Annotated in this window: 29 protein-coding genes; 17 read left to right on the forward strand and 12 right to left on the reverse strand. The window is 39.7% G+C overall.

Annotated elements, in window-relative coordinates; genetic code table 11:
• The 3 genes from ACNKXS_RS13245 to ACNKXS_RS13255 form a co-directional block, all read right to left on the reverse strand.
• Nucleotides 1–503 (reverse strand): hypothetical protein (locus ACNKXS_RS13245; protein ID WP_417921269.1); only part of this gene is annotated, 503 nt, incomplete at its 3' end.
• Nucleotides 504–707: 204 nt separating this feature from the next.
• Entirely contained in the window at nucleotides 708–2,156 is a 1,449-nt protein-coding gene (locus tag ACNKXS_RS13250) for a glyceraldehyde-3-phosphate dehydrogenase (protein ID WP_417921510.1), read from the reverse strand.
• 120 nt (nucleotides 2,157–2,276) lie between these two features.
• Nucleotides 2,277–3,677: a trypsin-like peptidase domain-containing protein gene (locus tag ACNKXS_RS13255; protein WP_417921270.1), complete on the reverse strand. Its 1,401-nt coding sequence runs from the start codon at nucleotides 3,675–3,677 to the stop codon at nucleotides 2,277–2,279.
• A 132-nt stretch (nucleotides 3,678–3,809) separates the two neighbouring features.
• Here ACNKXS_RS13255 and dapF point away from each other — a divergent pair, with 132 nt between their 5' ends.
• From dapF to ACNKXS_RS13275, 4 genes are all read left to right on the forward strand, one after another.
• Complete coding sequence (gene dapF, locus ACNKXS_RS13260) at nucleotides 3,810–4,598, forward strand: diaminopimelate epimerase (RefSeq protein ID WP_417921271.1); 789 nt, start codon at nucleotides 3,810–3,812, stop codon at nucleotides 4,596–4,598.
• A complete protein-coding gene (locus ACNKXS_RS13265) occupies nucleotides 4,592–5,122 on the forward strand; it encodes a GNAT family N-acetyltransferase (protein WP_417921272.1) in 531 nt (176 codons plus the stop codon). Before dapF ends, ACNKXS_RS13265 begins: the two co-directional genes overlap by 7 nt.
• Nucleotides 5,112–6,155, forward strand: coding sequence for an endolytic transglycosylase MltG (gene mltG / locus ACNKXS_RS13270; RefSeq protein ID WP_417921273.1), 1,044 nt, complete (start codon nucleotides 5,112–5,114; stop codon nucleotides 6,153–6,155). Before ACNKXS_RS13265 ends, mltG begins: the two co-directional genes overlap by 11 nt.
• 196 nt (nucleotides 6,156–6,351) lie before the next feature.
• The gene (locus tag ACNKXS_RS13275; protein ID WP_298528783.1) at nucleotides 6,352–7,023 is read left to right on the forward strand and encodes a peptidoglycan-binding protein LysM; all 672 of its coding nucleotides are present in this window, start codon (nucleotides 6,352–6,354) and stop codon (nucleotides 7,021–7,023) included.
• Between the two features lie 3 nt (nucleotides 7,024–7,026).
• On the opposite strand, the gene ACNKXS_RS13280 is transcribed toward ACNKXS_RS13275, so the two are convergent.
• Genes ACNKXS_RS13280 through dnaA form a run of 3 tightly spaced genes read right to left on the reverse strand, consistent with a single transcriptional unit; the run spans nucleotide 7,027 to nucleotide 9,658 of the window.
• Nucleotides 7,027–7,755, reverse strand: a complete 729-nt coding sequence (locus ACNKXS_RS13280; protein ID WP_417921274.1) for an SAM-dependent methyltransferase — start codon at nucleotides 7,753–7,755, stop codon at nucleotides 7,027–7,029.
• Nucleotides 7,752–8,219, reverse strand: a complete 468-nt coding sequence (locus tag ACNKXS_RS13285; protein ID WP_417921275.1) for a low molecular weight protein-tyrosine-phosphatase — start codon at nucleotides 8,217–8,219, stop codon at nucleotides 7,752–7,754. Before ACNKXS_RS13285 ends, ACNKXS_RS13280 begins: the two co-directional genes overlap by 4 nt.
• Nucleotides 8,220–8,230: 11 nt before the next feature.
• Entirely contained in the window at nucleotides 8,231–9,658 is a 1,428-nt protein-coding gene (gene dnaA, locus ACNKXS_RS13290; protein ID WP_295180827.1) for a chromosomal replication initiator protein DnaA, read from the reverse strand.
• Nucleotides 9,659–9,863: 205 nt separating this feature from the next.
• Here dnaA and ACNKXS_RS13295 point away from each other — a divergent pair, with 205 nt between their 5' ends.
• Entirely contained in the window at nucleotides 9,864–10,262 is a 399-nt protein-coding gene (locus ACNKXS_RS13295) for an acyl-CoA thioesterase (protein ID WP_417921276.1), read from the forward strand.
• On the opposite strand, the gene ACNKXS_RS13300 is transcribed toward ACNKXS_RS13295, so the two are convergent.
• Genes ACNKXS_RS13300 through ribD form a run of 4 tightly spaced genes read right to left on the reverse strand, consistent with a single transcriptional unit; the run spans nucleotide 10,256 to nucleotide 13,389 of the window.
• Nucleotides 10,256–10,873: an IMPACT family protein gene (locus ACNKXS_RS13300; protein WP_298528789.1), complete on the reverse strand. Its 618-nt coding sequence runs from the start codon at nucleotides 10,871–10,873 to the stop codon at nucleotides 10,256–10,258. The two genes, ACNKXS_RS13295 and ACNKXS_RS13300, sit on opposite strands and share 7 nt — an antisense overlap.
• Complete coding sequence (locus ACNKXS_RS13305) at nucleotides 10,870–11,742, reverse strand: EamA family transporter (protein WP_417921277.1); 873 nt, start codon at nucleotides 11,740–11,742, stop codon at nucleotides 10,870–10,872. Before ACNKXS_RS13305 ends, ACNKXS_RS13300 begins: the two co-directional genes overlap by 4 nt.
• A complete protein-coding gene (locus tag ACNKXS_RS13310; RefSeq protein WP_417921278.1) occupies nucleotides 11,739–12,347 on the reverse strand; it encodes an HAD-IA family hydrolase in 609 nt (202 codons plus the stop codon). The genes ACNKXS_RS13305 and ACNKXS_RS13310 overlap by 4 nt, the downstream gene beginning before the upstream one ends.
• Nucleotides 12,340–13,389, reverse strand: a complete 1,050-nt coding sequence (gene ribD, locus ACNKXS_RS13315) for a bifunctional diaminohydroxyphosphoribosylaminopyrimidine deaminase/5-amino-6-(5-phosphoribosylamino)uracil reductase RibD (RefSeq protein WP_417921279.1) — start codon at nucleotides 13,387–13,389, stop codon at nucleotides 12,340–12,342. Before ribD ends, ACNKXS_RS13310 begins: the two co-directional genes overlap by 8 nt.
• Nucleotides 13,390–13,417: 28 nt before the next feature.
• On the opposite strand from ribD, the gene ACNKXS_RS13320 reads away from it, so the two are divergent.
• From ACNKXS_RS13320 to ACNKXS_RS13345, 6 genes are read left to right on the forward strand one after another with little or no spacing between them, the layout of a single operon-like run.
• Complete coding sequence (locus ACNKXS_RS13320) at nucleotides 13,418–13,903, forward strand: GNAT family N-acetyltransferase (protein WP_417921280.1); 486 nt, start codon at nucleotides 13,418–13,420, stop codon at nucleotides 13,901–13,903.
• Nucleotides 13,904–13,916: 13 nt separating this feature from the next.
• The gene (gene prmC / locus ACNKXS_RS13325; RefSeq protein WP_417921511.1) at nucleotides 13,917–14,780 is read left to right on the forward strand and encodes a peptide chain release factor N(5)-glutamine methyltransferase; all 864 of its coding nucleotides are present in this window, start codon (nucleotides 13,917–13,919) and stop codon (nucleotides 14,778–14,780) included.
• On the forward strand, nucleotides 14,764–15,366 hold the full coding sequence (locus ACNKXS_RS13330; protein WP_417921281.1) for an LOG family protein: 603 nt from the start codon (nucleotides 14,764–14,766) through the stop codon (nucleotides 15,364–15,366). Before prmC ends, ACNKXS_RS13330 begins: the two co-directional genes overlap by 17 nt.
• Nucleotide 15,367: 1 nt before the next feature.
• Nucleotides 15,368–16,036 carry a VOC family protein gene (locus tag ACNKXS_RS13335; protein ID WP_417921282.1) on the forward strand — a complete coding sequence of 223 codons (669 nt, stop codon included), beginning with the start codon at nucleotides 15,368–15,370 and terminating at the stop codon, nucleotides 16,034–16,036.
• A gap of 12 nt (nucleotides 16,037–16,048) precedes the next feature.
• Nucleotides 16,049–18,046, forward strand: coding sequence for an NAD-dependent DNA ligase LigA (ligA, locus tag ACNKXS_RS13340; protein WP_417921283.1), 1,998 nt, complete (start codon nucleotides 16,049–16,051; stop codon nucleotides 18,044–18,046).
• A gap of 6 nt (nucleotides 18,047–18,052) precedes the next feature.
• Nucleotides 18,053–18,724: a M15 family metallopeptidase gene (locus ACNKXS_RS13345; protein ID WP_417921284.1), complete on the forward strand. Its 672-nt coding sequence runs from the start codon at nucleotides 18,053–18,055 to the stop codon at nucleotides 18,722–18,724.
• Here the strand turns inward: ACNKXS_RS13345 and ACNKXS_RS13350 are convergent, their stop codons facing one another.
• Both ACNKXS_RS13350 and ACNKXS_RS13355 read right to left on the reverse strand, forming a co-directional pair.
• Complete coding sequence (locus tag ACNKXS_RS13350; protein WP_417921285.1) at nucleotides 18,725–19,630, reverse strand: metallophosphoesterase; 906 nt, start codon at nucleotides 19,628–19,630, stop codon at nucleotides 18,725–18,727.
• 1 nt (nucleotide 19,631) lies between these two features.
• Nucleotides 19,632–20,387, reverse strand: a complete 756-nt coding sequence (locus tag ACNKXS_RS13355) for a 5'-nucleotidase C-terminal domain-containing protein (RefSeq protein ID WP_417921286.1) — start codon at nucleotides 20,385–20,387, stop codon at nucleotides 19,632–19,634.
• A 352-nt stretch (nucleotides 20,388–20,739) separates the two neighbouring features.
• On the opposite strand from ACNKXS_RS13355, the gene ACNKXS_RS13360 reads away from it, so the two are divergent.
• The 6 genes from ACNKXS_RS13360 to porD all read left to right on the forward strand — a co-directional run bounded on the left by ACNKXS_RS13360 (nucleotide 20,740) and on the right by porD (nucleotide 25,513).
• Nucleotides 20,740–21,246 carry a DUF6913 domain-containing protein gene (locus ACNKXS_RS13360; protein ID WP_417921287.1) on the forward strand — a complete coding sequence of 169 codons (507 nt, stop codon included), beginning with the start codon at nucleotides 20,740–20,742 and terminating at the stop codon, nucleotides 21,244–21,246.
• Entirely contained in the window at nucleotides 21,246–22,121 is an 876-nt protein-coding gene (dapA, locus tag ACNKXS_RS13365; RefSeq protein WP_417921288.1) for a 4-hydroxy-tetrahydrodipicolinate synthase, read from the forward strand. The genes ACNKXS_RS13360 and dapA overlap by 1 nt, the downstream gene beginning before the upstream one ends.
• Before the next feature lie 138 nt (nucleotides 22,122–22,259).
• Entirely contained in the window at nucleotides 22,260–23,069 is an 810-nt protein-coding gene (locus ACNKXS_RS13370) for an outer membrane protein assembly factor BamD (protein WP_417921289.1), read from the forward strand.
• A 10-nt stretch (nucleotides 23,070–23,079) separates the two neighbouring features.
• Complete coding sequence (locus ACNKXS_RS13375) at nucleotides 23,080–23,406, forward strand: DNA-directed RNA polymerase subunit omega (RefSeq protein ID WP_295181498.1); 327 nt, start codon at nucleotides 23,080–23,082, stop codon at nucleotides 23,404–23,406.
• Nucleotides 23,407–23,421: 15 nt separating this feature from the next.
• A complete protein-coding gene (gene coaBC / locus ACNKXS_RS13380) occupies nucleotides 23,422–24,630 on the forward strand; it encodes a bifunctional phosphopantothenoylcysteine decarboxylase/phosphopantothenate--cysteine ligase CoaBC (RefSeq protein WP_417921290.1) in 1,209 nt (402 codons plus the stop codon).
• Complete coding sequence (gene porD, locus ACNKXS_RS13385) at nucleotides 24,623–25,513, forward strand: type IX secretion system protein PorD (protein WP_417921291.1); 891 nt, start codon at nucleotides 24,623–24,625, stop codon at nucleotides 25,511–25,513. Before coaBC ends, porD begins: the two co-directional genes overlap by 8 nt.
• Nucleotides 25,514–25,568 lie beyond the last annotated feature (55 nt).

Raw genomic sequence — 25,568 nt, forward strand, 5'->3', positions numbered from 1 at the left:
AATTCCTTTTCAGTTTCATCCAGCTTTTGCTGAGCATCCTTTGTGGCCGCATGTGAGCTCTTATATCTAAAGAATATAATAAGTAGGATTACAACCAACGCACCTACGATTCCCCACATCATAGCCTTGTATCCACCTTTGGAAAATGGCATTCCCAAAAACATTAAGGCATCCTTTTCTTCAGTTACTCTTTGCAAGTCCTGCTGGGTAGAATCCAGATCTGCTTTTAGCTGCTGGATCTCATCGTTTTGTTGATCTACTGTATTCTTCTGAACTACGATCTCTTCTTTTAGCTCGGTGATATAACTCCGGGTCGTATTTCTAAGTTCTATAAGCTTATCGTAATCCACAACCTTGTAACCTTGATAATTGTTGGACTCCTTGATTAGGCTTGTAAACTCGTCCTGTATTGGCGTGTCTGTTTTAAGGCTGTCTGTCTGGGCATTCATCTGAAATACACTAGCAATAACAAAAGCAGCTACAATGTAAATTTTGTTACTCATCTCTTTTTGGTAATTGAAATTGTTTGGGTTAATACACTTCAACGGGCGAAAAATAGAGTTAGTATATTTCAGATTTTCGGACAGAAATTCGCCTATTCGTGATTTTAAATTCTTTTGAGTCAGTTTATTATTTGAATTAAACCGCCGCAAAAATAAAAAAACCCTGCCAATGGCAGGGTCTAATTGTTTAAAAATTTTGAGATTCTAGTAATAGGTGAATCTTCTAACTTTTGCAATGTATTTTGCCAGTCTGATAACCTGGTGGCTGTATCCGTATTCGTTATCATACCATATATATAGGATCACATTTTTACCATCTGCAGATACAATGGTAGCATTGCTATCATAGATCGCCGGGGCAGAAGATCCTATAATGTCTGAAGACACCAGTTCATTGTCTACAGAATATTGGATTTGCTCTACAAGTTCACCTTCCAGTGCGTATTTTTTCAAGATCGAATTAACTTCATCAAGGCTGGTTTCTTTTTCAACTTCAAGATTCAGGATCGCAAGTGAACCATTAGGTACAGGCACTCTTATCGCATTTGAAGTCAGTTTTCCTTCAAAAACAGGCAGTGCTTTGGATACTGCTTTTCCAGCGCCAGTTTCAGTAATCACCATGTTAAGCCCTGCAGCTCTTCCACGGCGGTATTTATTGTGCATATTATCTACCAGGTTCTGGTCATTGGTATAAGCATGAATGGTCTCCAAATGACCATGAACAACTCCAAATGAATCCTGAACAGCTTTTAGAACGGGAGTAATAGCATTAGTGGTACAGGATGCAGCAGAGAAGATATCAACGCTATCTGGATCGTGTTCCTTCTGGTTTACACCATGGACAATATTTGGAATTCCTTTACCAGGTGCAGTTAATAGAACTTTTGCAGCTCCTTTAGAACTCAAATGTCTCGTAAGCGCTTCCTTATCTCTAAAAGCACCGGTATTATCGATCACCAGAGCATGATTGATACCATATTGAGTATAATCTATATCTTCCGGCTGGTTAGCTGAGATCATATGAACGGTAGTCCCGTTGATGATCAATGCTGAATTTTCGACGTCTACATTTACAGTTCCACTGAATGGTCCATGAACAGAATCGCTCTTCAGGAGTGAAGCACGTTTTTCCAGAACACTCTGGTCTACATTGCCCCGGGTTACGATCGCTCTAAGTCTAAGCTGGTTTCCTTTCCCGGTTCTGGTCATTAACTCACGAGCAACCAGTCTTCCAATTCTTCCGAAGCCATATAATACGACATCTTTTGGAGTAACCACCTCGTTCAGTTTAGCATCACTCAGTTTGCTGCTCACAAATGCCATCGCATTATTATGAGTTTGACCGTCAAGATGATATTCGTAGGTAAGTTTTCCAATATCCAGTTTTGCTGGTGGAAGGTTCAATCCCTGAATTGCCTTTGCGATCTCTACCGAATCAAAAATAGATATAGGTTTACCTACAAATTCTCCTGCATATTCATGGAGGTCCAGAATATCGCTAACATTTTTGTTTATTAACTGATTTCTGAATAAAACGAGTTCGATTGATTTGTCATACCACAGGTCGCTAACGATATTAATAAATTCAACCGTTGCTTTGCGACGATCTGCCTGGAATGAAAGTTCTTTTTCGTAAACTTTATTAAAGTCCATTTTGTGTTGTGATGTTATAATTTTCGGCAAAAGTATATATTTCAAACGTTTTCGTAAAGGTTTTTGACATAAAAAAACCCTTCAATTCTGAAGGGCTTTTTGACTGTTTTGGAATATCGATTATCTCCAGATCATACGTTGCTTTTCACCTTTTAAATTATGATACGTAATCACGATAGGATTTGACTTTTTTCGATTTTCCATGATTTGTTCCACATCTCCAATAGAATTGACTTTCTTATTATTGATTTCAGAAATGATCCCGCCAATTAATTCGGATGAAGGAAGATCATCGGTGATCATTCTACTAATACGAACACCGTTGGGTGCATTATACCTTTCCAACTCTTCTTTGGTAGTATTTGCAACTTCAAAGCCAAGAGTAGGAAGCGAATAAGTTTCAAGTTTGGTAAGCTCGATATCAACGGTTTTAGATTCTCCATTTCGTATCAATTGTACCTTTACAATATCTCCGGGTCTCTTCGAATTAATGTAACCGGTAAGATCTGAGAACTTTGCAATGTTAATATCATCGATCTTTCTAATAACGTCGAATTCCTGGATACCAGATTTTTCTGCACCACTTCCAGGAGTAACTGCTCCAACGATTACACCCTGGGAGATATTGAGATTACGGTCATTAGAAATTTGTTCATTTATGGTCCCGCCTCTAATTCCGAGGATTCCTTTTTGAACGTCTCCGTATTCCATAATGTCTTCAACGATCTTTCTGGCATTATTGGAAGGCACCGCAAAAGCGTATCCAATGTAGCTGCCGCTAGGAGAGGTGATCGCTGTATTAATACCAATTAATTCACCGTTAATATTAACGAGAGCTCCACCGCTATTGCCAGGGTTAATGGCTGCGTCGGTTTGTATAAACGATTGAGGCGAGCTGTCATTAACATTCAGATCTCTTGCTTTTGCACTTACGATTCCTGCAGTAACTGTTGACTTTAGATTGAAAGGGTTTCCAACTGCAAGTACCCATTCTCCAATTTCAGCATTATCAGAGTCTCCAAACGGAATATAATCCAGTTCACCTTCCGGCTCAACTTTTATAAGTGCGATATCAAAAGCAGGATCACTACCAATCACTTCAGCAGTGTAAGTCTTATTATTATTCAGAGTAACCTCGATTTCACTTGCTCCCTTAATAACATGGTTGTTCGTAACGATATATCCATCTGGAGTTATAATAACTCCAGAGCCCGCACCCTGTAAGGCACGACCACCTTCAGTGCCATAAGGATTATATTCCCAGATACTTCTTGGTCCTCCTTTAAATACCGCTACGTTCTTTACATGAACCACAGCATGGATGGTTTTTTCAGCAGCATCTGTAAAATCAACATTCGTCCCGTAATTTGGCGTATTGCTAACAGGAAGAAAACTTTCCGCAGATTCACTCTTATTTTCGTAGGAAGCAGTATTGTCATCTTCTACCAATAACTTATAACTTCCCAGGGTCATGGCGCCACCAAGGGCAGAGGCCAGAATTAGATTTGCTATTTTTTTCATTTTCGGATGTTATTTGATTATTTAACCTTTAATTTTTCCAACTTAGTACTCAAATTGCGATTTTTAACGACCATTTAACAGGCTATGATTTCTGTTCAAAATCGTATATTCGCGCCTCTTGAAAATGAAGAAATGAATCTAGAATTCTATAAATACCAAGGCACCGGGAACGATTTTGTCATGATCGATAACCGTGATCTTAAAGTATCCAAAAATAATACCAAATTGATCAAACAATTGTGTGACAGAAGATTCGGGATTGGGGGTGACGGACTCATCCTACTCGAGAATCCTGATGTTGCTGAAGATGATTTTAAGATGGTCTATTTCAATGCAGACGGTAATCCAAGTAGCATGTGCGGTAATGGAGGACGCTGCCTGGTAGCCTTTGCAAATTATCTGGGAATTGTTGAAAAAACCGCCCGGTTTACAGCGATAGATGGACCACATGAAGCTACGATTAGTGGGGGTATTGTCAGTTTGAAAATGCAGAATGTCGCAGATGTCAAGCTTAAGGAAGAATATAGTTTCCTGGATACCGGTTCGCCACATCACGTGATCTTTGTGGAAGATGTCCAATCTGAAGACGTTCAGCAGAAGGGTTCAGAAATTCGATATTCTGAATTGTATAAAGATAATAATGGTACAAACGTAAATTTTGTGCAGCAAATCAATGATGAGGTTTTGAAGGTGCGGACATATGAACGCGGAGTAGAGGATGAGACTTTTTCCTGTGGTACAGGGGTGACGGCAGTGGCGATTGTGGCCTACCAAACTGGTAAGATCCAGAATAAGCAAATAAAGCTAGAAACCCCTGGAGGTTCCTTGGAAGTAAAGTTTGAAAAAACAGGTTCAGGATTTGAAAATATCTGGCTAACAGGGCCGGCTGTTCAGGTTTTTAAAGGAGAAATTGTATGTTAACATTAAATGGAAAGAAAATATTCCTGAGAGCGCTGGAGCCGGAAGATCTGGATTTTGTTCATATAATCGAAAATAATGAGAATTTCTGGGAAGTAAGTTCAACGCAAACTCCATATTCGAAATTCTTGATTCGACAATATATCGAGAACGCACACCGCGATATCTATGATATCAAACAATTAAGACTTGTTATATGTACTAAAAGGGGTAGAGCTGTTGGCCTTATTGACGTTTTCGATCTTGATATTAAGGATCAGCGTGCTGCACTTGGTATCCTGATTGCAGATCCTAAAGATCGCAAAAAAGGCTACGGAAGAGAAAGTCTTTCGTTGTTATGCGATTTCTGTTTTACGCACCTGGGATTACACCAGGTTTACGCAAATGTAACCGAAGGCAATGAGGACAGTAAGAAAGTCTTCGAAAAGAATGGCTTCAGAAAAGTAGGCTTAAAGAAAGAATGGAGCTTGCATAATGGGGAATATAAAGATGAATTACTTTATCAATTGATCAACGATGTACATTAAGAAAATTATTCTGGCAATTGCCATTCTGGGTTTAATTGGCGCAGGTATTTTTAGTTACTATATATACAATAGCATTTTCACCTCAAATATTTCAATGGAGGACTCAGAGAAAGTAGTTTATATTCCAACGGGCGCTACATTCCAATCGGTTCTTGACACACTGGATCCTTATATAAAAGACAAAGAGTCGTTTAGACTGGTGGCAGAGAAGAAAGGTTACGCTACGAAAGTCAGACCTGGAAGATACACTATAGAAAAGGGGATGAATAATAATGATCTGGTCAACAGGTTGAGAGTTGGAAACGATCCGGTAAAGGTAATTTTCAATAACCAGGAACGTCTGGAAAATCTGGCGGGCAGGATATCTCAGCAAATTGAAGCAGATAGTGTGGAGTTGCTGAAAGCCTTTAAAGATCCTGAATTTCTGGCAGAAAATGATTTAGATCAGAATACAGCTTTAGGAATGTATATACCTAACCAGTATGAGTTCTACTGGAATACTTCTGCGGAAGAATTTCAGCAACGAATGAAAAAGGAATATGACAGGTTCTGGACTGCTGAAAAGTTGGAAAAGGCTAAACAAATTGGTTTAACTCCATCTGAAGTGATCACCATTGCTTCAATCGTTCAAAAAGAAACAGCAAAGGTTGATGAGCGTCCCAGGGTGGCCGGAGTTTATATGAACCGTTTCAAAAATGGATGGAAGCTCGATGCTGATCCAACGGTCATTTATGCTATCAAGAGACAAACTCAGAATTTCGACACGATCATAAAACGGGTTCTTTATAAAGATCTTGAAATAGATTCACCTTACAATACGTATAAATATTCTACGCTGCCGCCGGGACCAATCTGGATGCCGGATATCTCATCTATTAATGCGGTACTAAATTACGAGGATCATGATTATTTCTATTTCGTGGCAAATGTTGAAAATTTCGGTTACCATAAATTTGCTAAAAATTTAGCGCAGCATAACCGAAATAAGCAGGAATATGTGCGTTGGATCAACAAGCAGGGAATAAGGCGGTAGTAGCTAATTTCTTACGGAATATTTAACCTATTGAGCTTCAATAAGTTATCTAAAAGTTAATTCCATCTATACTTTAAATAAGCTTTAACATACTGTAAGTCAGTTTATTAAAAAATGTTGTACATTTGCGCCGCGAATATGAGGAGGGTGAATTTCAAATAATTGAATCACCACTAACTTCTCAAAAACACATGTAATGAGAAAGAAAATTGCAAAATTTTCAATCTTGCCTCTTGCAGCAGGCTCTATTTTTTTTAGTTTTTCAACGAAAAAAGCTGCAAATCTTGATTTGGAAGATTACTCAACTTATGATCTGGAACTTGATTATACAGTCCCAGATGTACGTGAAGAGATCGAACCCGAATTTCAACTTTCAACGACTTCTCCGTTTCTTGGAAAATCCTATGTTGGTTTTAAGGAAGCTCTGGCTTTCAAAGAATCACGTGGTGATTACAAATCCATTAATGAGTTTGGTTATCTGGGAAAGTATCAGTTTGGTAAAGGAACCTTAGAATTGGTTGGTGTCTACGATACCGTAGGGTTTTTGAATTCACCAGCGTTGCAGGAAGCTGCCTTCTATGCCAACGCATCCAGAAATAAATGGATCTTGCAGCGTGATATCAAACGATTTGTAGGTAAGAATATCAATGGTGTAATAGTAACTGAATCTGGGATTCTTGCGGCAGCGCATTTAGCGGGACCTGGAAGTGTCAAAAAGTATTTGCGTAGCTGGGGAGCACAGGCTTTCAGTGATGCATTCGGTACTACGATCAAAACTTACATGAAGCGGTTTGGTGGTTACGATACATCTTTTGTGACAACTACGAAAAATGCCAGGGTAGATTTCGACAATTTGAACGAAGCTTAAAAATTACAGATCCTTTTGGATAATAAAAATAGCCGGTCTTTTATGGAGATCGGCTTTTATTTTTTTCCAATCTGCTGCTGTTGCAGTTTTAATGAATTCAGTGCTTAGGGTGAGATCGCAGGCAACGCAGATCCTGGTAGTTGGATGTAGTGTTTGAACTAGATCTTCCAGAAACTTATTATTCCTGTAGGGCGTTTCTATAAATATTTGAGCCTGTTTTTTTTCAGCTGATACTCTTTCCAGGTTTTTGAGTTCGTTCTTCTTTTCTTTTTTATCAATAGGAAGATAGCCGTGAAATGTAAAGCTTTGACCATTCATTCCGCTAGCCATCATCGCAAGTAGAATAGAACTGGGGCCTACCATAGGAATCACTTGAATGTTGGCGTCATGGGCCAGTTTTACGATCTCGGCGCCTGGATCTGCCACGCCGGGACAACCCGCTTCACTCATTAATCCCATGTCTCTTCCGGCTTTCGCAGCATCAAGAAACGTAGGAATTTCTGTGGCTTCCGTAAATTTATTTAAAGCTGAAAGTTTAAGTGAGGCTTGCGGTTTTTCAGGAAGGATCTCTTTGATGAATCTTCTGGCAGTCTTTTCATTCTCAACAATAAAATCATCGATATTCGAAATGATTTCAGCATTGATACCCGGGAAAACTTTTTTTGCGTCTGAAGCGCCCAGACCAACGGGTATCAGGTAGAGTTTACCGGAATTTGGAGCTTCAGATCTCATAATTCTCCAGATTCAAGTTTTCTTTTTAGTTCATCTGTTGCTTCATCAAGCATCATATATACATTTTCAAAACCCTGATCGCCTCCATGATATGGATCTGGAACGTCCACATTTTCTGAAGGGAATATTTCCTCAAGTATCAAATGTACTTTCTGGCGTTCTTCGTCAGTTTCTGCCATCGCGATCACATCCTTAAAATTTCTATTATCCATTACGAAAATATGATCGAAGTCCTGGAAATCTTTTTTGCTGAATTGTCTTCCTCTTTGCTGAGAAATATCGAGACCATTTTTGCTAGCAATGGCGATCGATCTTTTGTCTGGTTCAGAATCAACATGCCAGTCCCCGGTTCCTGCAGAATCCACAAAAACTTTTTCAGGATCAACTTTGGATTTAAGAATACCCTCGGCCAGCGGCGATCTGCAGATATTCCCGAGACACACCATCAATACCCTGGTTTTCATAAAGATGTAATTTATAGGGTGAGCTTTTTGTTGAGGTCTTCAACAAATTTCTTGAATTGCTTATCTGTAGCGGCTAGATTATCTACAGTCTTACACGCGTGTAAGACGGTAGCATGATCCCTGCTTCCAATTTGAGAACCTATACTCGCCAGTGATGCTTTGGTGAATTTCTTTGCAAAGAACATTGCCAGTTGTCTGGCTTGTACAATATGGCGTTTTCTCGTTTTAGATTGTAGAGTATCTACATCCATTTGGAAGTAATCACTTACAACCTTCTGAATATAATCTATGGAAACTTCGCGCTTAGTGTTTTTCACGTAGTTATCTACGATCTTTTTCGCCAGTTCCAGAGTGATGTCTTTCTTGTTGAAAGAAGAGTGAGCAATTAATGAAATGATTGCACCTTCCAGTTCTCTGATATTGGTTTTGATATTATTTGCCAGGAATTCCACGATATCTTCAGGCATCTCTACACCATCACGATAAAGTTTATTTTTAATAATGGAAACGCGAGTTTCAAAATCTGGATTTTGAAGTTCAGCAGATAGTCCCCATTTAAATCTTGACAGCAGGCGTTGTTCAATATCCTGCATATCTACCGGAGCCTTGTCACTGGTTAAAATGACCTGTTTCCCGTTTTGGTGTAAATGATTGAAAATATGGAAGAATACATCCTGCGTTCCTGCTTTCCCGGATAATAACTGGATATCATCGACCACCAGTACATCTATGATCTGGTAGAAGTGAATGAAATCATTACGATTATTTTTCTTAACAGATTCAATGTATTGCTGGGTAAATTTTTCTGCAGAAATATATAGAACTGTTTTCTCCGGGTATTTATCTTTGATCTCAACGCCAATAGCATGCGCTAAATGCGTTTTACCCAATCCTACACCACCAAATATCAATAATGGGTTGAAGGAGGTTCCTCCAGGCTTATTCGCTACAGCGAGTCCAGCGGAACGGGCAAGCCTATTTGACTCACCTTCAAGAAAATTATCAAAATTATAATTAGGATTCAGCTGGGACTCGATCTTTACATTTCGAATTCCAGGAATAATAAAAGGATTCTTAAGTTCCGGGCTTTTGTTCTTTACTGGTACATCTACCTCCTGAGAAGCCATATGTGACCTTTGGGTACTTGGGATCTTCTCTGTAAATGGGAGTTTATTACCGTAGGTATTCTCCATTTTGATCACATAAACCAATTTTGCCTTATCTCCCAGTTCACGTGTAAGGGATACTTTTAATAACTTCACATAATGTTCTTCCAACCATTCGTAGAAAAATTTGGACGGCACCTGAATGCTCAGGGCACAATCTGTTAGTTTCACTGCTTGGATAGGTTCAAACCATGTTTTATAAGCTTGAGGTGTAATATTATCCTGAATAAAAGACAGACAGTTATTCCAAACCGATTGCGCAGTTTTTGACATTATTAGTTAGACGTTATTTTTGGTTACTAGAAAGTTCTAAAGTGGCTTTTGAAGCATACAGATCTTCAACTTGAGCAGAGCAAATATGTGAACAAATTATCTAATAAAAAAACCATATAAGGGTTGAATTTTAAGAAAAATTATCGCATACTTGATTCTGAGCCTGAATATAAAAAACCTTTCTGTGAAAGGCGACAAAAATCACATGAAATCACACGAAACTTCTGTTAAAGTACGATATGCCGAAACCGATCAAATGGGAGTGGTACATCATAGTATTTATCCGCAATACCTTGAAATTGCTAGACTTAACTGGCTAGATACACTTGGTATCTCTTACAAAAGTATGGAAGAGGAAGGGATAATGTTGCCGGTATTCGAATTAAATTTAAAATATCACAAACCGGTTACTTTTGATGAAAAAATCAGGATAGAAACGCGCCTTCGGGAACAGCCAAATGTTAAAATTATTTTTGATTATTCTCTCTATAATGAACAGGGAAATCTGGTAACTACCGGTTACACTGTACTCGTGTTTATGGATGCCAAAACGAGGAAGCCGGTTAGGTGTCCAAAATATATGTTAGAGGCATTAGGTTATTGATCTTCCAATCCTGAAATCTCAACTTTATAGGTGTTATCGAACTTAGTATAAATGCTTTCGACGTCACTTTTTCGAACTGCAATGTAGATTCTGCAATCCAGTTCAAGTTTTTGATCGATCACGTTTAAATTGTTCTTTTTGATCACCTGCATGACTTTGTTCATTTCAGGATAATCAAATTTTATTACGAAAACCTCATCGATTGTTCGCTTCAGGATATTTGAAGCTTCCAGAGCCATTTGCGCGGCGGTTTTATAGGCATTAATAAGTCCGCCAACTCCTAACTTTACTCCGCCAAAATATCGAACTACGACTATAAGTATATTGGTAACATCAAAGCTTTGTATTTGTCCATAGATTGGCATTCCTGCCGAGTTTGAAGGCTCTCCGTCATCATTTGCACGATAGTGATGGTCTTCTTCGGCCTTACCTGTTTGCCAGGCGTAACACCAGTGTCTCGCTTTGTGGTGGGATGCACGTAATTCTTCCAGATGTTTGGCCGCCTCTTCTTCAGTTTTAATTGGAAATGCATATCCGTAGAATTTAGAATTACGATCCTTGAACAATACTTCCGGGGAGGCTTCAGTAATAGTTTGATACGTGTCTTTCATATGGCTGAATTCGCTACTAGAATTATACTAATCATAGCTAGAATAAGGCCTATCCAGTTTTTCCGAATAAGTTTTTCTTTAAAAAGCACGATTCCTACGATCGTTGAAAGCGCTACTATACTCACGTGATTGATCGTAAATATAGTTGAGCTCTCGTATCCTTCACTGCGCAATGCCAGAACAAGGAAGTAAATCGAGAAGTAATTTGGTACTCCCAAAGCTATGCCGCCAAGTAAATTTTTAAACTGAAGTTTTAACTCGCCCCGAACCGCCTGGTAGATCATCACCAGCACCCCAAGCAGTCCAGCCGTTGCGAAGATGGTCGAACTAAACAGGCCTACATCGGTTTTCGAAACATAGCTGGTTTCGAGGAATTTTAAACTGGTATCAATAATTCCGCTCCCCAGAAATACGAGCAGTGGAAAAATAAGATTTTGCCATTTTATGCTTATTCCATCTTTGGTTTTTATTGAGGTCAGGTACACTGCCACTAATGCAAGTAATATTCCGGCAATCTTCAGTACTCCGGTACTTTCATTGTAGAGAAAGATTCCGCAGAAAACAGGAATAGCGACAGACATCTTTGTGGCTACTGCAACAACTGAAAGTCCGCTTTTCTGGGTGGTGATCGCTGCCAGGTTGAAAACAGTGATAAATAGCACTCCCAGCATTAAAGCGCCGGGAAACCATTTTTCAGAAGGAACAGCAGTAAAATCTGAGCCTTCAATAAATCCAAAAAATCCTACAGTACAGGCGATAAAATAATTGATCACAATTGCCTGCAAAGTATTTACCTCGTATTTTTTGTAAAGCCTGAAAACGATAAAAATGATCGTGGAAGAAAGAACGCTTAGAAGCAGGTAGATCAAAATAATTCTTTTTTAGTGGTGAATAGATCGATCACGTCCTCGCGGGTTGGTTCGAGATTCCAAACGTGCATTCCCAATGCGGCCGCAGCCTCAGTATTTTCTGCAGTATCATCTATAAACAGGCATTCTTCTGCTTTAAGCTTATGTTGCTCGAACACAAACTCAAAAATCTCGGGATTGGGCTTGCGCATTCCTATTTCGTGTGAAAGATAAAATGCATCAAAACATTCTTTAAAGTCCTCGTAAAATGCAACCCTTGACTTTATATTTTCAATATGGTTTTCATTGGTGTTGCTTAGTAAAATGAGTTCGAATTTCTTTTTTTCTGCTAATTTCTGAAGAAACTGAAGTCGGTATTCAGGGAAATCCAGCAAAATTGAATTCCAGGAATCTAGAAAATCTCTATGCTGTAATTGCGGAAATTCAGTTCGGTAGATGTCTGATATTTCATCTGAAGTTACAAATCCTTGCTCGTAATCCCGGTTGCGACTATGGATATGTTCAGGTAATTCTTTTATCTGTATCTTCTCTAGGTTTTGCTGAGTTGCGGCTTTATCGAGATTGATAAACACATCCCCAAAATCAAATATTATGGTCTTAATCATTGTCGTTATTTCTAAAGATTTCTAAAAGATCTGCTTCAATTTGATATGCCGAAGCTGGTTTCAAATCTAGTTTCGGAGCTTCAACTCCATCACCAAAGTAGTTGTCACCCGTAAAAACCCGTGCCTCATCCCAAAGGTTTGAAGTAATGAATTGCTTTAAAATATTAGCTCCACCTTCCACGATAAGTGATTGAAGCTCCTGTTCGAAGCAGATCCTGCAAATTTCCTTAGCGATATTTTCTGAAAATTCAATTTTCTGGTAAACAAGGTTTTCGTGCTTCTTCTCAGTCAGTTTTTCGTTTAGAACGATCGTTCTATTTGACAGATCGAAAAGTGCCAGCTCTTGGGGAAGTTTTAATTCCATGTCAATAACCAGTCGAACAGGCGGATTTCCAGACCAGTTTCTAACATCTAAACGAGGATTGTCGGCCTTTGCAGTTCCTGTACCCACCAGGATTCCACTTTCTTCACTACGCCATTTATGAACCAGCTGTTTGCTGTACCGATTTGAAATCCATACCGGTCGATTGGTGTCCTTAGTTTCTGGAGCTAAGAACAGGTCACGGGTTTGGGCCCATTTCAGAATAATATAAGGTCTATGTTTTTTGTGGAAAGTGAAAAACCTCTTGTTGAGCGCATTACACTCCTCTTCAAGAATCCCAACCTGAACTTCTTTTCCTGCCTCCAGTAATTTCTTGATTCCGCGGCCGGCAACTTTTGCAAATGGATCCATTGTACCTATCACAACCTTCGGGATTCCCCGATCAATGATAAGATCACTGCAGGGTGGGGTTTTTCCAAAATGGCTGCAAGGTTCCAGGCTTACGTAAATAGTGGAATCTTTTAACAGCTCCTGATCCTGAACCGAATTAATAGCATTTACCTCGGCATGAGCCTGTCCCGCTTTCTGGTGCCATCCTTCTCCAATGATCCTGTTTTTATGAACGATCACACTGCCTACCATTGGATTAGGATAGGTGCTTCCAAGCCCGTTTTCGGCTAGTTCTATACAGCGTTTAATGTATTTTTCGTGTATATTCACAGCACAAAAATAGAATTAATTAGGCAGAATGGATACATGGAAAATTCGTGAAATCAAAGCCGAAGATAATCAGCAGGTTAAGCATTTAATCCAAAGTGTGTTGGTGGAAATGGGAGTTCCTAAGGTTGGAACGGCGTATGAGGACAAAGCCCTGGACGATATGACTGCGGAATATGACGGGGATAGGAAGACATATTTTATCGTCGAGGAGAACAATAAGGTTATTGGAGGAGCTGGCATTGCTGCTTTAAAAGGAACTGAAGAGCCCATTTGTGAGCTTCAGAAAATGTATTTTCTGCCTGAAGCGCGAGGTAGAGGTATTGGGACGAAAATGATCAATACCTGTATGGATTTTGGCAGGCAGCATTCTTTTGAAAAATGTTACATAGAAACACTTCCTTACATGGAAAGTGCCCGTAAACTTTACCATAAAAGCGGATTCGAAACTGTAGAAAAGCCTGTAGGTGATACCGGTCATTACAATTGTACAGTTTATATGCTTAGAAATCTGTAAAGCCGGAAAATTGATGCATTTATCAGATTTTAAAAAAGTTTTCTTTGAAAAACTTTCAGATTTCTATCCTGAAACTGAAGTGCAGTCCTTTTATTTTTTATTAACGCAGCATTACCTGGGAAAAACAAGATTGGACCTGGCGCTCGAACCCAAGTATGAGCTTTCAGAGGAGCAAAGAGAACAATTTCAGAAGGCATTGTTGAGGCTAAAGAAATATGAGCCTGTTCAGCATATTCTGGAAGAGACAGAATTCTACGGACTTAGGTTCAAGGTAAGTAAGGAAGTACTAATACCCAGGCCGGAAACTGAAGAGCTGGTGTCATGGATTCTTGAGGACCTTGCTTCGGAAGAGAAATCCATCAGGATCCTGGATATTGGATCGGGTAGTGGTTGTATCCCGGTAAGCCTGGCTAAAAATTTAAATACTGCGGAAGTACATTCCTGGGACGTTTCAGAAGAAGCTTTAAAAATTGCTATTTTCAATGCTAAGATTAATAACGTAAACGTTGATTTTCAACTGAAGGATATTATGAAAACTGTAGATCTGGAGCAGCAATATGATCTCATCGTTTCCAACCCGCCCTATGTGCGTAATCTGGAGAAGAAAGAGATGCATTCCAATGTGCTTGATCACGAACCCGAACTTGCATTATATGTGGACGATGAAGATGCACTTATATTTTACCGGAAAATTAGCGAATTGGCTGCTAAAAACCTGAAAACTGGTGGGAGTTTATATTTTGAGATCAACCAGTATCTGGGTAAAGAGACTTTAAGGCTAGTGCAAGGATTTGGTTTTGAAGCAGAATTAAAAAAGGATATTTTTGGGAACGACCGAATGCTAAAAGCAATTAGAATTAATGGAGGAGAATTATAATATTATTGAAAATGTAGCGGTTTTTTGCGCAAGCAGTGACGGAGTAGATCCTGGAATTTTCAAAACCGCCCGCGTTGTAGGTGAAGAGCTCGCAAAGAGGAATATTCGGCTTATCTATGGCGGTAGTAAATTAGGATTAATGGGTCAGGTTGCCGATGGAGTTATGGAAAATGGAGGGTTCGCGACCGGTGTTATTCCCGAGTTTCTAAAAACCAAAGAGGTCGTGCATACAGGGCTGAACCGGCTAATCACTACCAAGGATATGCACGAGCGTAAATTGACCATGAACGAACTTAGTGACGCTTTTATCACCTTGCCCGGTGGTTTTGGTACGCTGGAGGAGTTATTCGAGATTGTTACCTGGGCTCAGCTTGGTTTGCATCGTAAGCCAATTGGCTTGCTGAATACTAACGGATTCTACGACGACCTTCTTAATATGTTGAAAAAAATGACCGCCAAGGGTCTGATTAAAGAGCTGAATCTTGAGATCTTACTGGTGGCAGATAATATGGAAGAATTACTGAAGCTGATGCATAATTATAAAGCCAGACCAGTCCCAAAATGGATGAATAAAAACCAAACCTGATATGAAGATCCATAAACTTTGTCTGTACACTTCAGATGTTAGACGGCAATACTCATTTTATAAAGATGATCTAGGAATGGAAATCATCAACTATGAAGAAGATAGTTTTGAAGTGCAATGCGGATTTTCAATTTTACGATTCGAATTTAAGGAAAATAGCGTGCCAACGCATTTTGCTTTTCACATACCTGATGAGCAGGAGCAGGAGGCGCTTAACTGGTTGAAAACTGTAGTTCCGGTTCTAAAGTATAACGATGAGCAGATCATCGACTTTAGTAACTGGAAGGCGAAGTCGGTTTATTTTTATGATAAAGATCGAAATATCGTGGAGTTTATTTCTCGCAGAAATTTTAGCAAACCTGAGCTAGGCATTTTTACTGCGGAAAATATCGTAGGAATTGCAGAAATAGGTCTGGCAACATCTAATATTGAAGAAACTTTCAAGCAATTGAATGTCGAGAGTAATCTGCATAAATATGATGGAGATTACGAACATTTTTGCGCAATTGGAGAAGATTCAGGTTTATTTATTGTTGTAAACAAGCACAATAAGGAATGGTTTCCCACAAACGATAATGCAGATCCTTCAGATTTTAAGTTAAACTTCGAGCACGAAAACAAGCAATTTCAGCTGAAGTTCGAGAATGATACAATAAAAATTTCCGAATAAGAAAAGGAGAATATGGACGCGGAAAAAAAGATAAAGGCTTTAAGAGAAGAATTACAACAGCATAATTACAATTACTATGTGCTGGACAAACCTCAAATTAGTGACTATGATTTTGACATGAAGCTGAAGGAATTGCAGCAGCTGGAAGATCAAAATCCAGATCTGTTCGATGAAAATTCACCCACTCAGCGTGTAGGTGGTACGGTTACTAAAAATTTTGAAACCATTGTGCATGATCAGCGTATGTATTCGCTTTCAAATTCCTATTCAAAAGAAGAGCTGGAAGATTGGGAGAAACGTATTCGTAAAAGCGTGGATGGTGAAATTTCTTATGTCTGCGAGTTAAAATATGATGGTGCCTCTATAAGTCTTACTTATGAAAATGGTAGGTTATCCCGTGCAGTAACACGTGGTGATGGATTTCAGGGTGATGAGGTAACCAGTAATGTTCGAACGATTCGCTCGGTTCCATTAAAACTGAAGGGTGATTTCCCGGAACGTTTCGATATTCGGGGAGAGATCGTTTTGCCTTATGAAGGTTTTGCGAAAATGAATGCAGAGCGTGTGGAAGCCGGGGAAGAACCATATGCAAATCCAAGAAATACAGCTTCCGGAAGTTTAAAATTACAGGATAGCGCTGAGGTGGCTCGTCGCCCGCTCGAATGTTTGCTTTATAGTATTGTTGGAAATAACCTGAATATCAAAACACAATACGAAGGTCTTGAAATGGCCAGGAAATGGGGTTTCAAAGCTCCGGCAGAATCAGAATTAAAATCATCTATTGAGGAAGTTTTTGAATACATAAATTACTGGGATAAGCATCGTCACGATCTTCCTTATGAAACCGATGGTGTGGTGATTAAAGTAAATGATCTCCATCAACAGGATGAGCTTGGCCATACGGCTAAATCTCCGCGTTGGGCAATTGCTTACAAATTCAAGGCAGAGCAGGAATCTACCACGCTGGATAAAATTACTTATCAGGTTGGAAGAACCGGCGCGATCACGCCTGTAGCAAACCTCCAGCCTGTACAACTCGCCGGTACAGTAGTACGTCGTGCATCCTTACATAATGCAGATCAAATTGAAAAGCTGGACATCAGGGAAGGAGATACCGTTTATGTTGAAAAAGGCGGAGAAATTATTCCGAAGATCGTAGGTGTTGATTTTACTCAGCGTGATCCTGATTCCAGTCCTACAGTATATGCTTCTCATTGCCCTGAGTGCGATACAGAACTTATACGGAATGAAGGGGAAGCGCAGCATTATTGTCCAAATACCAACGGATGTCCTCCACAAATCATAGGTAGAATTCAGCATTATATATCGCGAAAGGCAATGGATATAGAAGGTCTTGGAGGAGAAACCGTTGCATTGCTTGTTACCGCCGGGCTCATTCATAATTATGCCGATCTTTATACGCTCACTAAAGCGGACATCCTTCCCCTGGAAAGAATGGCAGAAAAGTCGGCAGAGAATCTCATTTCCGGTATAGAAAGATCCAGAGAGATTCCATTTGAAAGAGTCTTATTCGGATTAGGGATTAGATATGTAGGAGAAACGGTTGCCAAGAAACTGGCTAAACACATCAAATCGGTCGAAGCATTGATGGCGGCCAGCAAAGAAGAGCTGGAGAATATTGATGAAATTGGAGAACGTATTGCCTGGAGCGTTGGTGATTTCTTCAGTAACGCTGAAAACAGGAAGAATGTGGAGCGGCTTCGGGAATATGGAATACAAATGGAAATTTCCGCAGAGAAACTGGCGAATCAAACCAGTATCCTGGATGGAAAAACATTCGTGATTTCCGGAGTATTCAACAAGGTTTCCAGAAATGATCTAAAAAAACTCATTGAAGATAACGGCGGAAAAGTTTCCAGTTCGATCTCTTCCAAAACTAACTATCTGGTAGCCGGTGAAAACATGGGCCCAAGTAAGCTTGCCAAGGCAGAAAAGCTGGGTACTCAAATGTTGAGCGAAGACGAATTTCTGGCTATGTTGGATAAATAGAATGCTGTGAAAAAGTTTTTCTTTCTTCTGATTATTATGCAAACTGGTTTCTTGTCCAGAGCACAGGCCATTCCTGAAGATTTTGTGTACCTGAAAGATGTGGTGCCATTTGCGATCGAGGAAGTTCGCTATGCAGGGGAGCATAATTTTACAGGCAGACCAGTTCCCGGATATGAGTCGGAGCAGATCATTCTGACTAAAAAAGCTGCGGAAGCCTTAAAAAAAGTACAGCAAGAACTTATTCAGAAGGATTTGATGATAAAGGTTTTCGATGCTTACCGACCTCAGACTGCCGTTAGTGAATTTGTAGCATGGGCTCGAAAACCCGGGGATACCCTGGCGAAAAATGAATTTTATCCTGATGTCGAAAAAAGCAGGTTGTTTGAACTGGGTTATATCGCTTCAAAATCGGGGCATTCCAGAGGTGGTACTGTAGATCTTACTTTGGTAAACGTGAACACCTGTAAGGAACTGGATATGGGTGGAGCCTACGATTTTTTCGGAGAAATATCTCATCATCGTTCAACTTCGGTCACTTCAGAACAAAAGGAAAACAGGGAACTTTTAAGAACAGTTATGCTTAAAAATGGTTTCCGAAGTTATTCTGAAGAATGGTGGCATTATACCTTGAATGCCGAACCATTTCCGTATCAATATTTCGACTTCCCGATAAAATAGTTATACCGCAAGCTTTACACCGTCTGCGGAAGATTTTTTCCCATTTTGAAAAAAGAAATCTACTCTGCCCAGATAGACACCATAGCAGCCAACCTGGTTCACCAGTACAGGATTTCCTGCCTTGTTGGTTTCCACCGTTGGTTTGTCAAGAAACGTATGCGTATGTCCTCCAATGATGAGGTCAATATTTTCTGTAGATTTTGCCAGTTTAATATCCCCGATCTTTTGAGATGAATATTTATATCCAAGATGTGACAGACAAATTACCAGGTCACAATTTTCTTCTTCCTTAAGAATCCGGCTCATATCGGTAGCGATCTCGATTGGGTCTAAATATTCAGTCTCCTTGTGCAGTTTGTTGCTTACCAATCCCTGCAATTCGATCCCAACACCAAATACGCCGATCTTTATACCATCTTTAGTGAAAGTGCGGAACTTATCAGTTTTTCCATCCATGATGGTATTGCTGAAGTCGTAATTTGATATTACAAATGGAAACTCCGCATGTGGTAGCTGGGCATATAATCCATCGATACCATTATCAAAATCATGGTTTCCAAGCGTTGCCGCATCATACTTTAGCATGCTCATTAACTTGAATTCCAGTTCGCCACCGTAAAAATTGAAGTAAGGCGTGCCCTGGAAAATATCTCCGGCATCCAGCAACAGGGTATTAGGATTTTCTCTGCGTATTTTCTCTACCAGGGTAGCTCTTCTGGCAACGCCTCCAAGATTTGCATTTCTACCTGCCTCTGGACCAAATGCCTCGATATGGCTATGTACATCATTCGTGTGCAGGATCGTGATCTGTTGTCTTTCAGGTTTAAATGATAAAGCTGATAGTCCGCCTAGGCTCACTAAAGCTGTAGCGGCCGCCGTATTCTGAATAAAATCTCTTCTTTTCATGTTACTGTCTTATATAACGATCATCGATCACACTTCTAATGGTATCGGTTTTACGAAAGTAGTCTATCATCACATTGCGGATCTTGTAATCACTGGAATGAATACTTACAGGATCGGCGAAGAATTTCATGTTATCACCACCACCCACAAGGTAATCTGAAGTCGCAACAAAATAGGTGCTATCTCTGGAGATCTGCTGTTGTTTGATCGTCGCATTTTTGATCATATAACTGCCGTCCGCAATGATTTTGATCCCGCTTACGGGATGAGCAGTTTTGGCTTTGCTCAGGTAATCCAGCATCTCCAGCATTTTTTCACCTTTCAGCTCAGCAATGACCACTTCATTTTCAAAGGGCATTATCTGGTATGCAGTCCGCGTGCTAACATTTCCCACTGGTATTTCTGCACGTATTCCACCATGATTCAATAACACCATATCTATTCTGTTTCCGGTATTTTTTCTGAATACAGGGTTTACCTGTTCCATCAGCGCATCTGCCATCAGGTTGCCAATAGCCGTATTCAGGTCTCCGTCGCTTTTGGAAAGAAATGAAGGATTGTAGCTAAGAGGTGAATCAAGAGTTTCGTTAAGGTGTTGCTTGTACGGAGCGATAAATTCAGCAATTTCCGAATCTTCTTCGATACTACTGTCTACAGCAATTCTTTTTCCATCTACCTGCTCTAAATGTTTGAATTCAGTTTTACAGGAGCTCAGCAATAGTACTGAAGCACATATGATCGTGGTAAGGTTTTTCATTCCATTTCGCATTACTTTTCAAATATAACAAGAATAGCTCGTTAGCAATGTGTTCAGCTTATTCAACAGCAAAAAAAATCTAATGGTTTGGTTAGTAGTGATGCTGTTAATTTACAAGACCTTAATTCTTAAATTTTTGACCTCTTTCAACGTGTGCGTAAAATTACTCATCATAATTCATTGCTTTTTTTTATAATGAGATGGAAAATAGCTTCTCTAGTTTACCAGGATGCGTCTAAAATTTTACAAATTTTAGAAAGCTGTTTAATCTGTGAAATCTTCTCTTCGGAAGCCACCTCAAGACATAGTTTGCTAATAGAAATTATTTACATTTGCCCTCCGAAATCATTGAATGATCACGAATAAAATTAAATCGGTTCAGCTAAAAAAAGCTATTGAGAAACTGAAGCGGAAGAGACAATTCGGCACGAATATTTCAAACCGGGTATTACTGGTTATTTCTGAAGAAAATGTTGAAATCTATGGAAGTCTTCAGTATCTCTGGAAAAGTTTGGGTCTGTCTGCAAATCTTTTTGATGTGGTGATCTGCGGAAATATTCGCGATATAGATGATAAAGATCTGTTGCAAATTAGTTTTAAAGATTTAAGTCTTGATGGCGAATTCAAAAACAAGGATCTCTCGGCGCTGCTGGAAAATGAATTTGGATCAGCGATCCTTGTAAGCGGAGCAGAAGCTTTGCTTTCAAATTATGTAGCTTTAAGATCTGGCGCAGCAATTTTGATAGGTAAGTCTCCGGATCCTTTTTCGATCCTGGATGTAGAAATTTTTGAAAATGATCCTTCTCTTCTTGAAGCAGAATTGATCAGATATTATAAAATATTAAAACATAAAAAGTAATGGAAGCTTTTATTGGTACCGGAGTAGCGCTGGTTACTCCTTTTAATGATGATCTTAGTGTAGATACAAATGCCCTTTCAGCATTAGTGAAGGATCAGATAGAAAACGGGATCGAATACCTGGTGGTTTTAGGGACCACTGCAGAAAGTGCTACCCTTAGTAAGAAAGAGAAGGAGCTTGTAAAAACTGTGATCAAAGAGGCAAACCAGGGGAAATTACCATTAGTGCTTGGAATGGGAGGTAATGATACGGCTGGGCTGGTGGAAGAACTGATATCAGAAGATCTGGAAGGTTTTGATGCCATACTTTCAGTTTCTCCGTTTTACAATAAACCAACGCAGGAAGGTATATACCGTCATTTCAAGGCAGTAGCTGAAGCTTCGCCGCTTCCGGTCATTTTATATAATGTACCGGGTAGAACTGCGAGTAACATCCTGCCGGAAACCATCAACAGGATCGCCAGGGATTTTAAGAACGTAATCGGTGTAAAGGAAGCCGCTGGAGAGATAGTGCAGGCTATGAAGTTGATCTCACTTGTTCCTGAAGATTTCCTGGTTATTTCAGGAGATGATATGATCACCTTGCCAATGACACTGGCTGGCGGGAAAGGTGTGATCTCTGTAATTGGTCAGGGCTTACCCAAAGAGTTTTCAGAAATGGTACGTCTGGGATTAAAAGGAGAAGTTAGAGAAGCTTACAAATTACACTACCGCATTGCACCTTCCATAGACATGATCTTTGCTGAAGGGAATCCAGCTGGAATCAAAGCTATGCTACATAAAAGATCTCTAATCAAGAATAATTTGCGGCTGCCTTTAGTAGAAGCGACCGATGGTCTTTATACTAGAATTTCAGCCTTTGTTGAAAGTTTCTAGTCCTTGCTGCAGTAAAAATAAATTTTATAAGACTTTCCTGATACAATAAATGCCCGTAAACAGGGTTATTTGAGTAGATTAGGAAAGTTTTTTTTATACTAACAAAAAATGTATTTTTGCCAGATGTTTTTACGTATCATGAAAAAAGGAATTCTCGCTCTAGGCCTGCTGATGGCCACTATATCCTGTAGTGAATATCAGTCATTGCTTAAAAATGAGGAAACTGCGCCTAAATATACAGCTGCAGAAGAATTATATACCGAAGGTAAAGAAGAAGACGATAATGGAAAGCTACGTAAGGCTTTACGATTATTGGAACAGATAGAGCCTGAGTATCGAGGAAAACCTCAGGGTGAACGCCTTGTTTATATTCTTGGAGATACGTATTACCAGTTAGGTGATTATTACAATGCTCCTTTCAATTTTGAACGTTTTGTACAATTGTATCCAAATAGCCAGAAGGTAGAAGAAGCAGAATATAAAACGGCGGTTAGTTATTACAATCGTTCTCCGCGCTTTAACCTGGATCAAACCGATACCAGAAAAGCGATCGAGGAACTTCAGGTTTATCTAAATAAATATCCGGAAGGAGAATTTGTAGATTCAGCAAATGATTACGCGACAGAGTTGCGAGTGAAGCTGGAGAAAAAAGCATACGAGATCGCAAAGCAGTATCATAAGACCAGATACTATAAGGCGGCAATCGCTTCTTTCAATAACTTCATTGCAGATTATCCGGGATCTCCGTTTAGAGAAGCTGCTTATTACTATAGATACGATTCAGCATACCAGCTGGCGATCAATAGTTTTGAAGTTTTGATGCAAGAAAGACTTGAAAATGCCAGGGAATTTTATAATTCCTACAATAAATATTATCCGGAAGGAGAGTTTACTCAGGATTCTGAGGCTTCCAAGATGGAAATTGATAAAAGGTTAGAGAATTTTTAATAAAGGAATGATGGATTTTAAAAAAATTGATGCCCCGGTTAACACAACTACTATCAACAAGAATGAAGTAGATGCACCTACCGGAAACATTTACGAGGCGATATCTATCGTAGCGAAAAGAGCTGGACAGATAAATGGTGAGATCAAAAAAGAGCTTCTGGAAAAGCTTGATGAGTTCGCTACTTATAACGATTCTCTGGACGAGATTTTTGAAAACAAAGAGCAGATCGAGGTTTCAAAATTCTACGAAAAACTTCCAAAACCGCAATCACTTGCGATCCAGGAGTGGCTTGATGACAAGATCTACTGGAGAAACACTATGGATACCGAAGAATAGAATCGGTTAACTGATATGTCTGTACTTCAAGGCAAAAAAGTTTTACTCGGCATTACCGGAGGTATTGCTGCCTACAAAACTGCTTCACTGGTACGGCTATTTGTGAAGTCTGGTGCAGAAGTGAGGGTTGTTATGACCCAGGCTGCAAAAGAATTTATCACTCCGCTTACACTTTCAACTCTTTCAAAGAATGAAGTCTATTCTTCATTTACGAGCGAAGAGGATGAAAATGGACAATGGAACAATCACGTGGAACTCGGCCTTTGGGCCGATTTCATGCTTTTAGCCCCAGCCACAGCGAGTACTCTCTCTAAAATGGCTTCAGGCAATAGCGATAACATATTGCTTGCTACTTATCTTTCAGCTAAATGTGAAGTTTTCTTTGCCCCGGCAATGGATCTGGACATGTATAAACATCCATCTACTACCAAAAGTTTTGAAACGCTCCAGGGGTATGGAAATATCATGATTCCTTCGGGAACCGGTGAGCTAGCGAGCGGACTTTCAGGAAAAGGGAGAATGGCAGAGCCTGAAGAGATCATCAGTTTTATTGAAGATCATCTGTCTAAAGATCTTCCACTTCGGAACAAAAAAATTGTGATTACTGCGGGACCAACTTATGAAGCCATAGACCCGGTACGATTTATTGGAAATCATTCCAGCGGAAAGATGGGCTTCGCAATTGCCTTAAAGGCGGCAGAAGCTGGCGCTGAAGTTGTGTTAATTTCCGGTCCTACCCATCTTGATATCTCACATGATAATATTGAACTCAAGAGAGTGGTAAGCACCCGGGATATGTACGAAGCTGCTCATGCTGAATTTGAAAACACCGATGTTTTTATAGCTGCGGCAGCTGTAGCCGATTACAGACCTAAGACGGTTGCAGATCAAAAGATCAAAAAGAACGATCCCTCCTTAAATCTGGAATTAACCAAAACTGAAGATATTCTTGCTTCTCTGGGTGCTATTAAGAAAGAGCAGAAGTTGATAGGTTTCGCTTTGGAAACCAACAATGAGGAAGAGAATGCAAGAAAGAAGCTGGAAAAGAAAAATCTAGATTTTATTGTCTTAAATTCCCTTCAGGATGCCGGTGCAGGTTTTAAAGGAGATACCAATAAGATCAGGATCATTTATCCAGACAGAAAACTGGAATTTGACCTTAAAAGTAAAACCGAAGTTGCCCAGGATATCATTACCGAAGTTATAAAAATGTATCATGCGTAGAATTGCCTTTCTAGTACTGTTCACTATATTTTCCTATTCAGGAATCGCGCAGCAATTAAGCTGCGAGGTAGTGGTAAACGCAGAACAAACAGGACAGGCAAATCTTTCTGTTTTTAAAACGCTGGAAAGATCACTGAATGAGTTTATCAACCAAACCACCTGGACAGACAGACGCTTACAGGATCATGAACGTATTAATTGTAGCATGTTCATTACGATTAATAGTTTTGAAGGAGAGAGCTTTAATGGAACTATACAGATCCAATCTTCCAGACCAGTATATGGAACCAGTATGATTACCCCGGTTTTTAATTTTAACGACGAACAATTCAGTTTTAGTTACCGGGAGTATCAGCCGTTGAATTATAGTCATAATACCTACACTAATAATCTCGTATCTGTAATTTCCTTTTACGTATACACTATTCTTGGACTTGATGCAGATACCTTTGCTCGGGAAGGTGGAACAGCTTTTTTCGAGGAAGCCAACAGGATCGTTACAACTGCCCAGCAGGGAAACTCGCAGGGTTGGAGAGGATCAGACGGTCAACGTTCGCGTTTTAGATTGAACGCAGATCTACTGGCGAACACCTATGCTGAATACCGAGAAGCACTTTACGATTATCACAGGTTAGGGCTTGATGTCATGCATGCTGATGTAATAGCCGGGAAAACCGCCATTGCTCAATCTTTGAATAAGCTGGAAGTAATGAACAATCGCAGAAATAATTCCCTGCTGCTTCGTGCTTTCTTTGACTCCAAGGCAGATGAAATAGCTTCTGTCTATACCGGAGGTCCTGCTTATCCTGCCAAGAATGAACTTATCCAAACACTGAATAATATCGCTGCGAGGTACGCCCGTAGCTGGCGAAATATTCAGTAGGATTTTTGGTTGATTACGAGTATTTTCTCTCGTATATTTAGCACAAATTTTAACC

Origin of the sequence: Christiangramia marina, assembly GCF_048285865.1 — a bacterium.
GTDB classification, from domain to species: domain Bacteria; phylum Bacteroidota; class Bacteroidia; order Flavobacteriales; family Flavobacteriaceae; genus Christiangramia; species Christiangramia marina.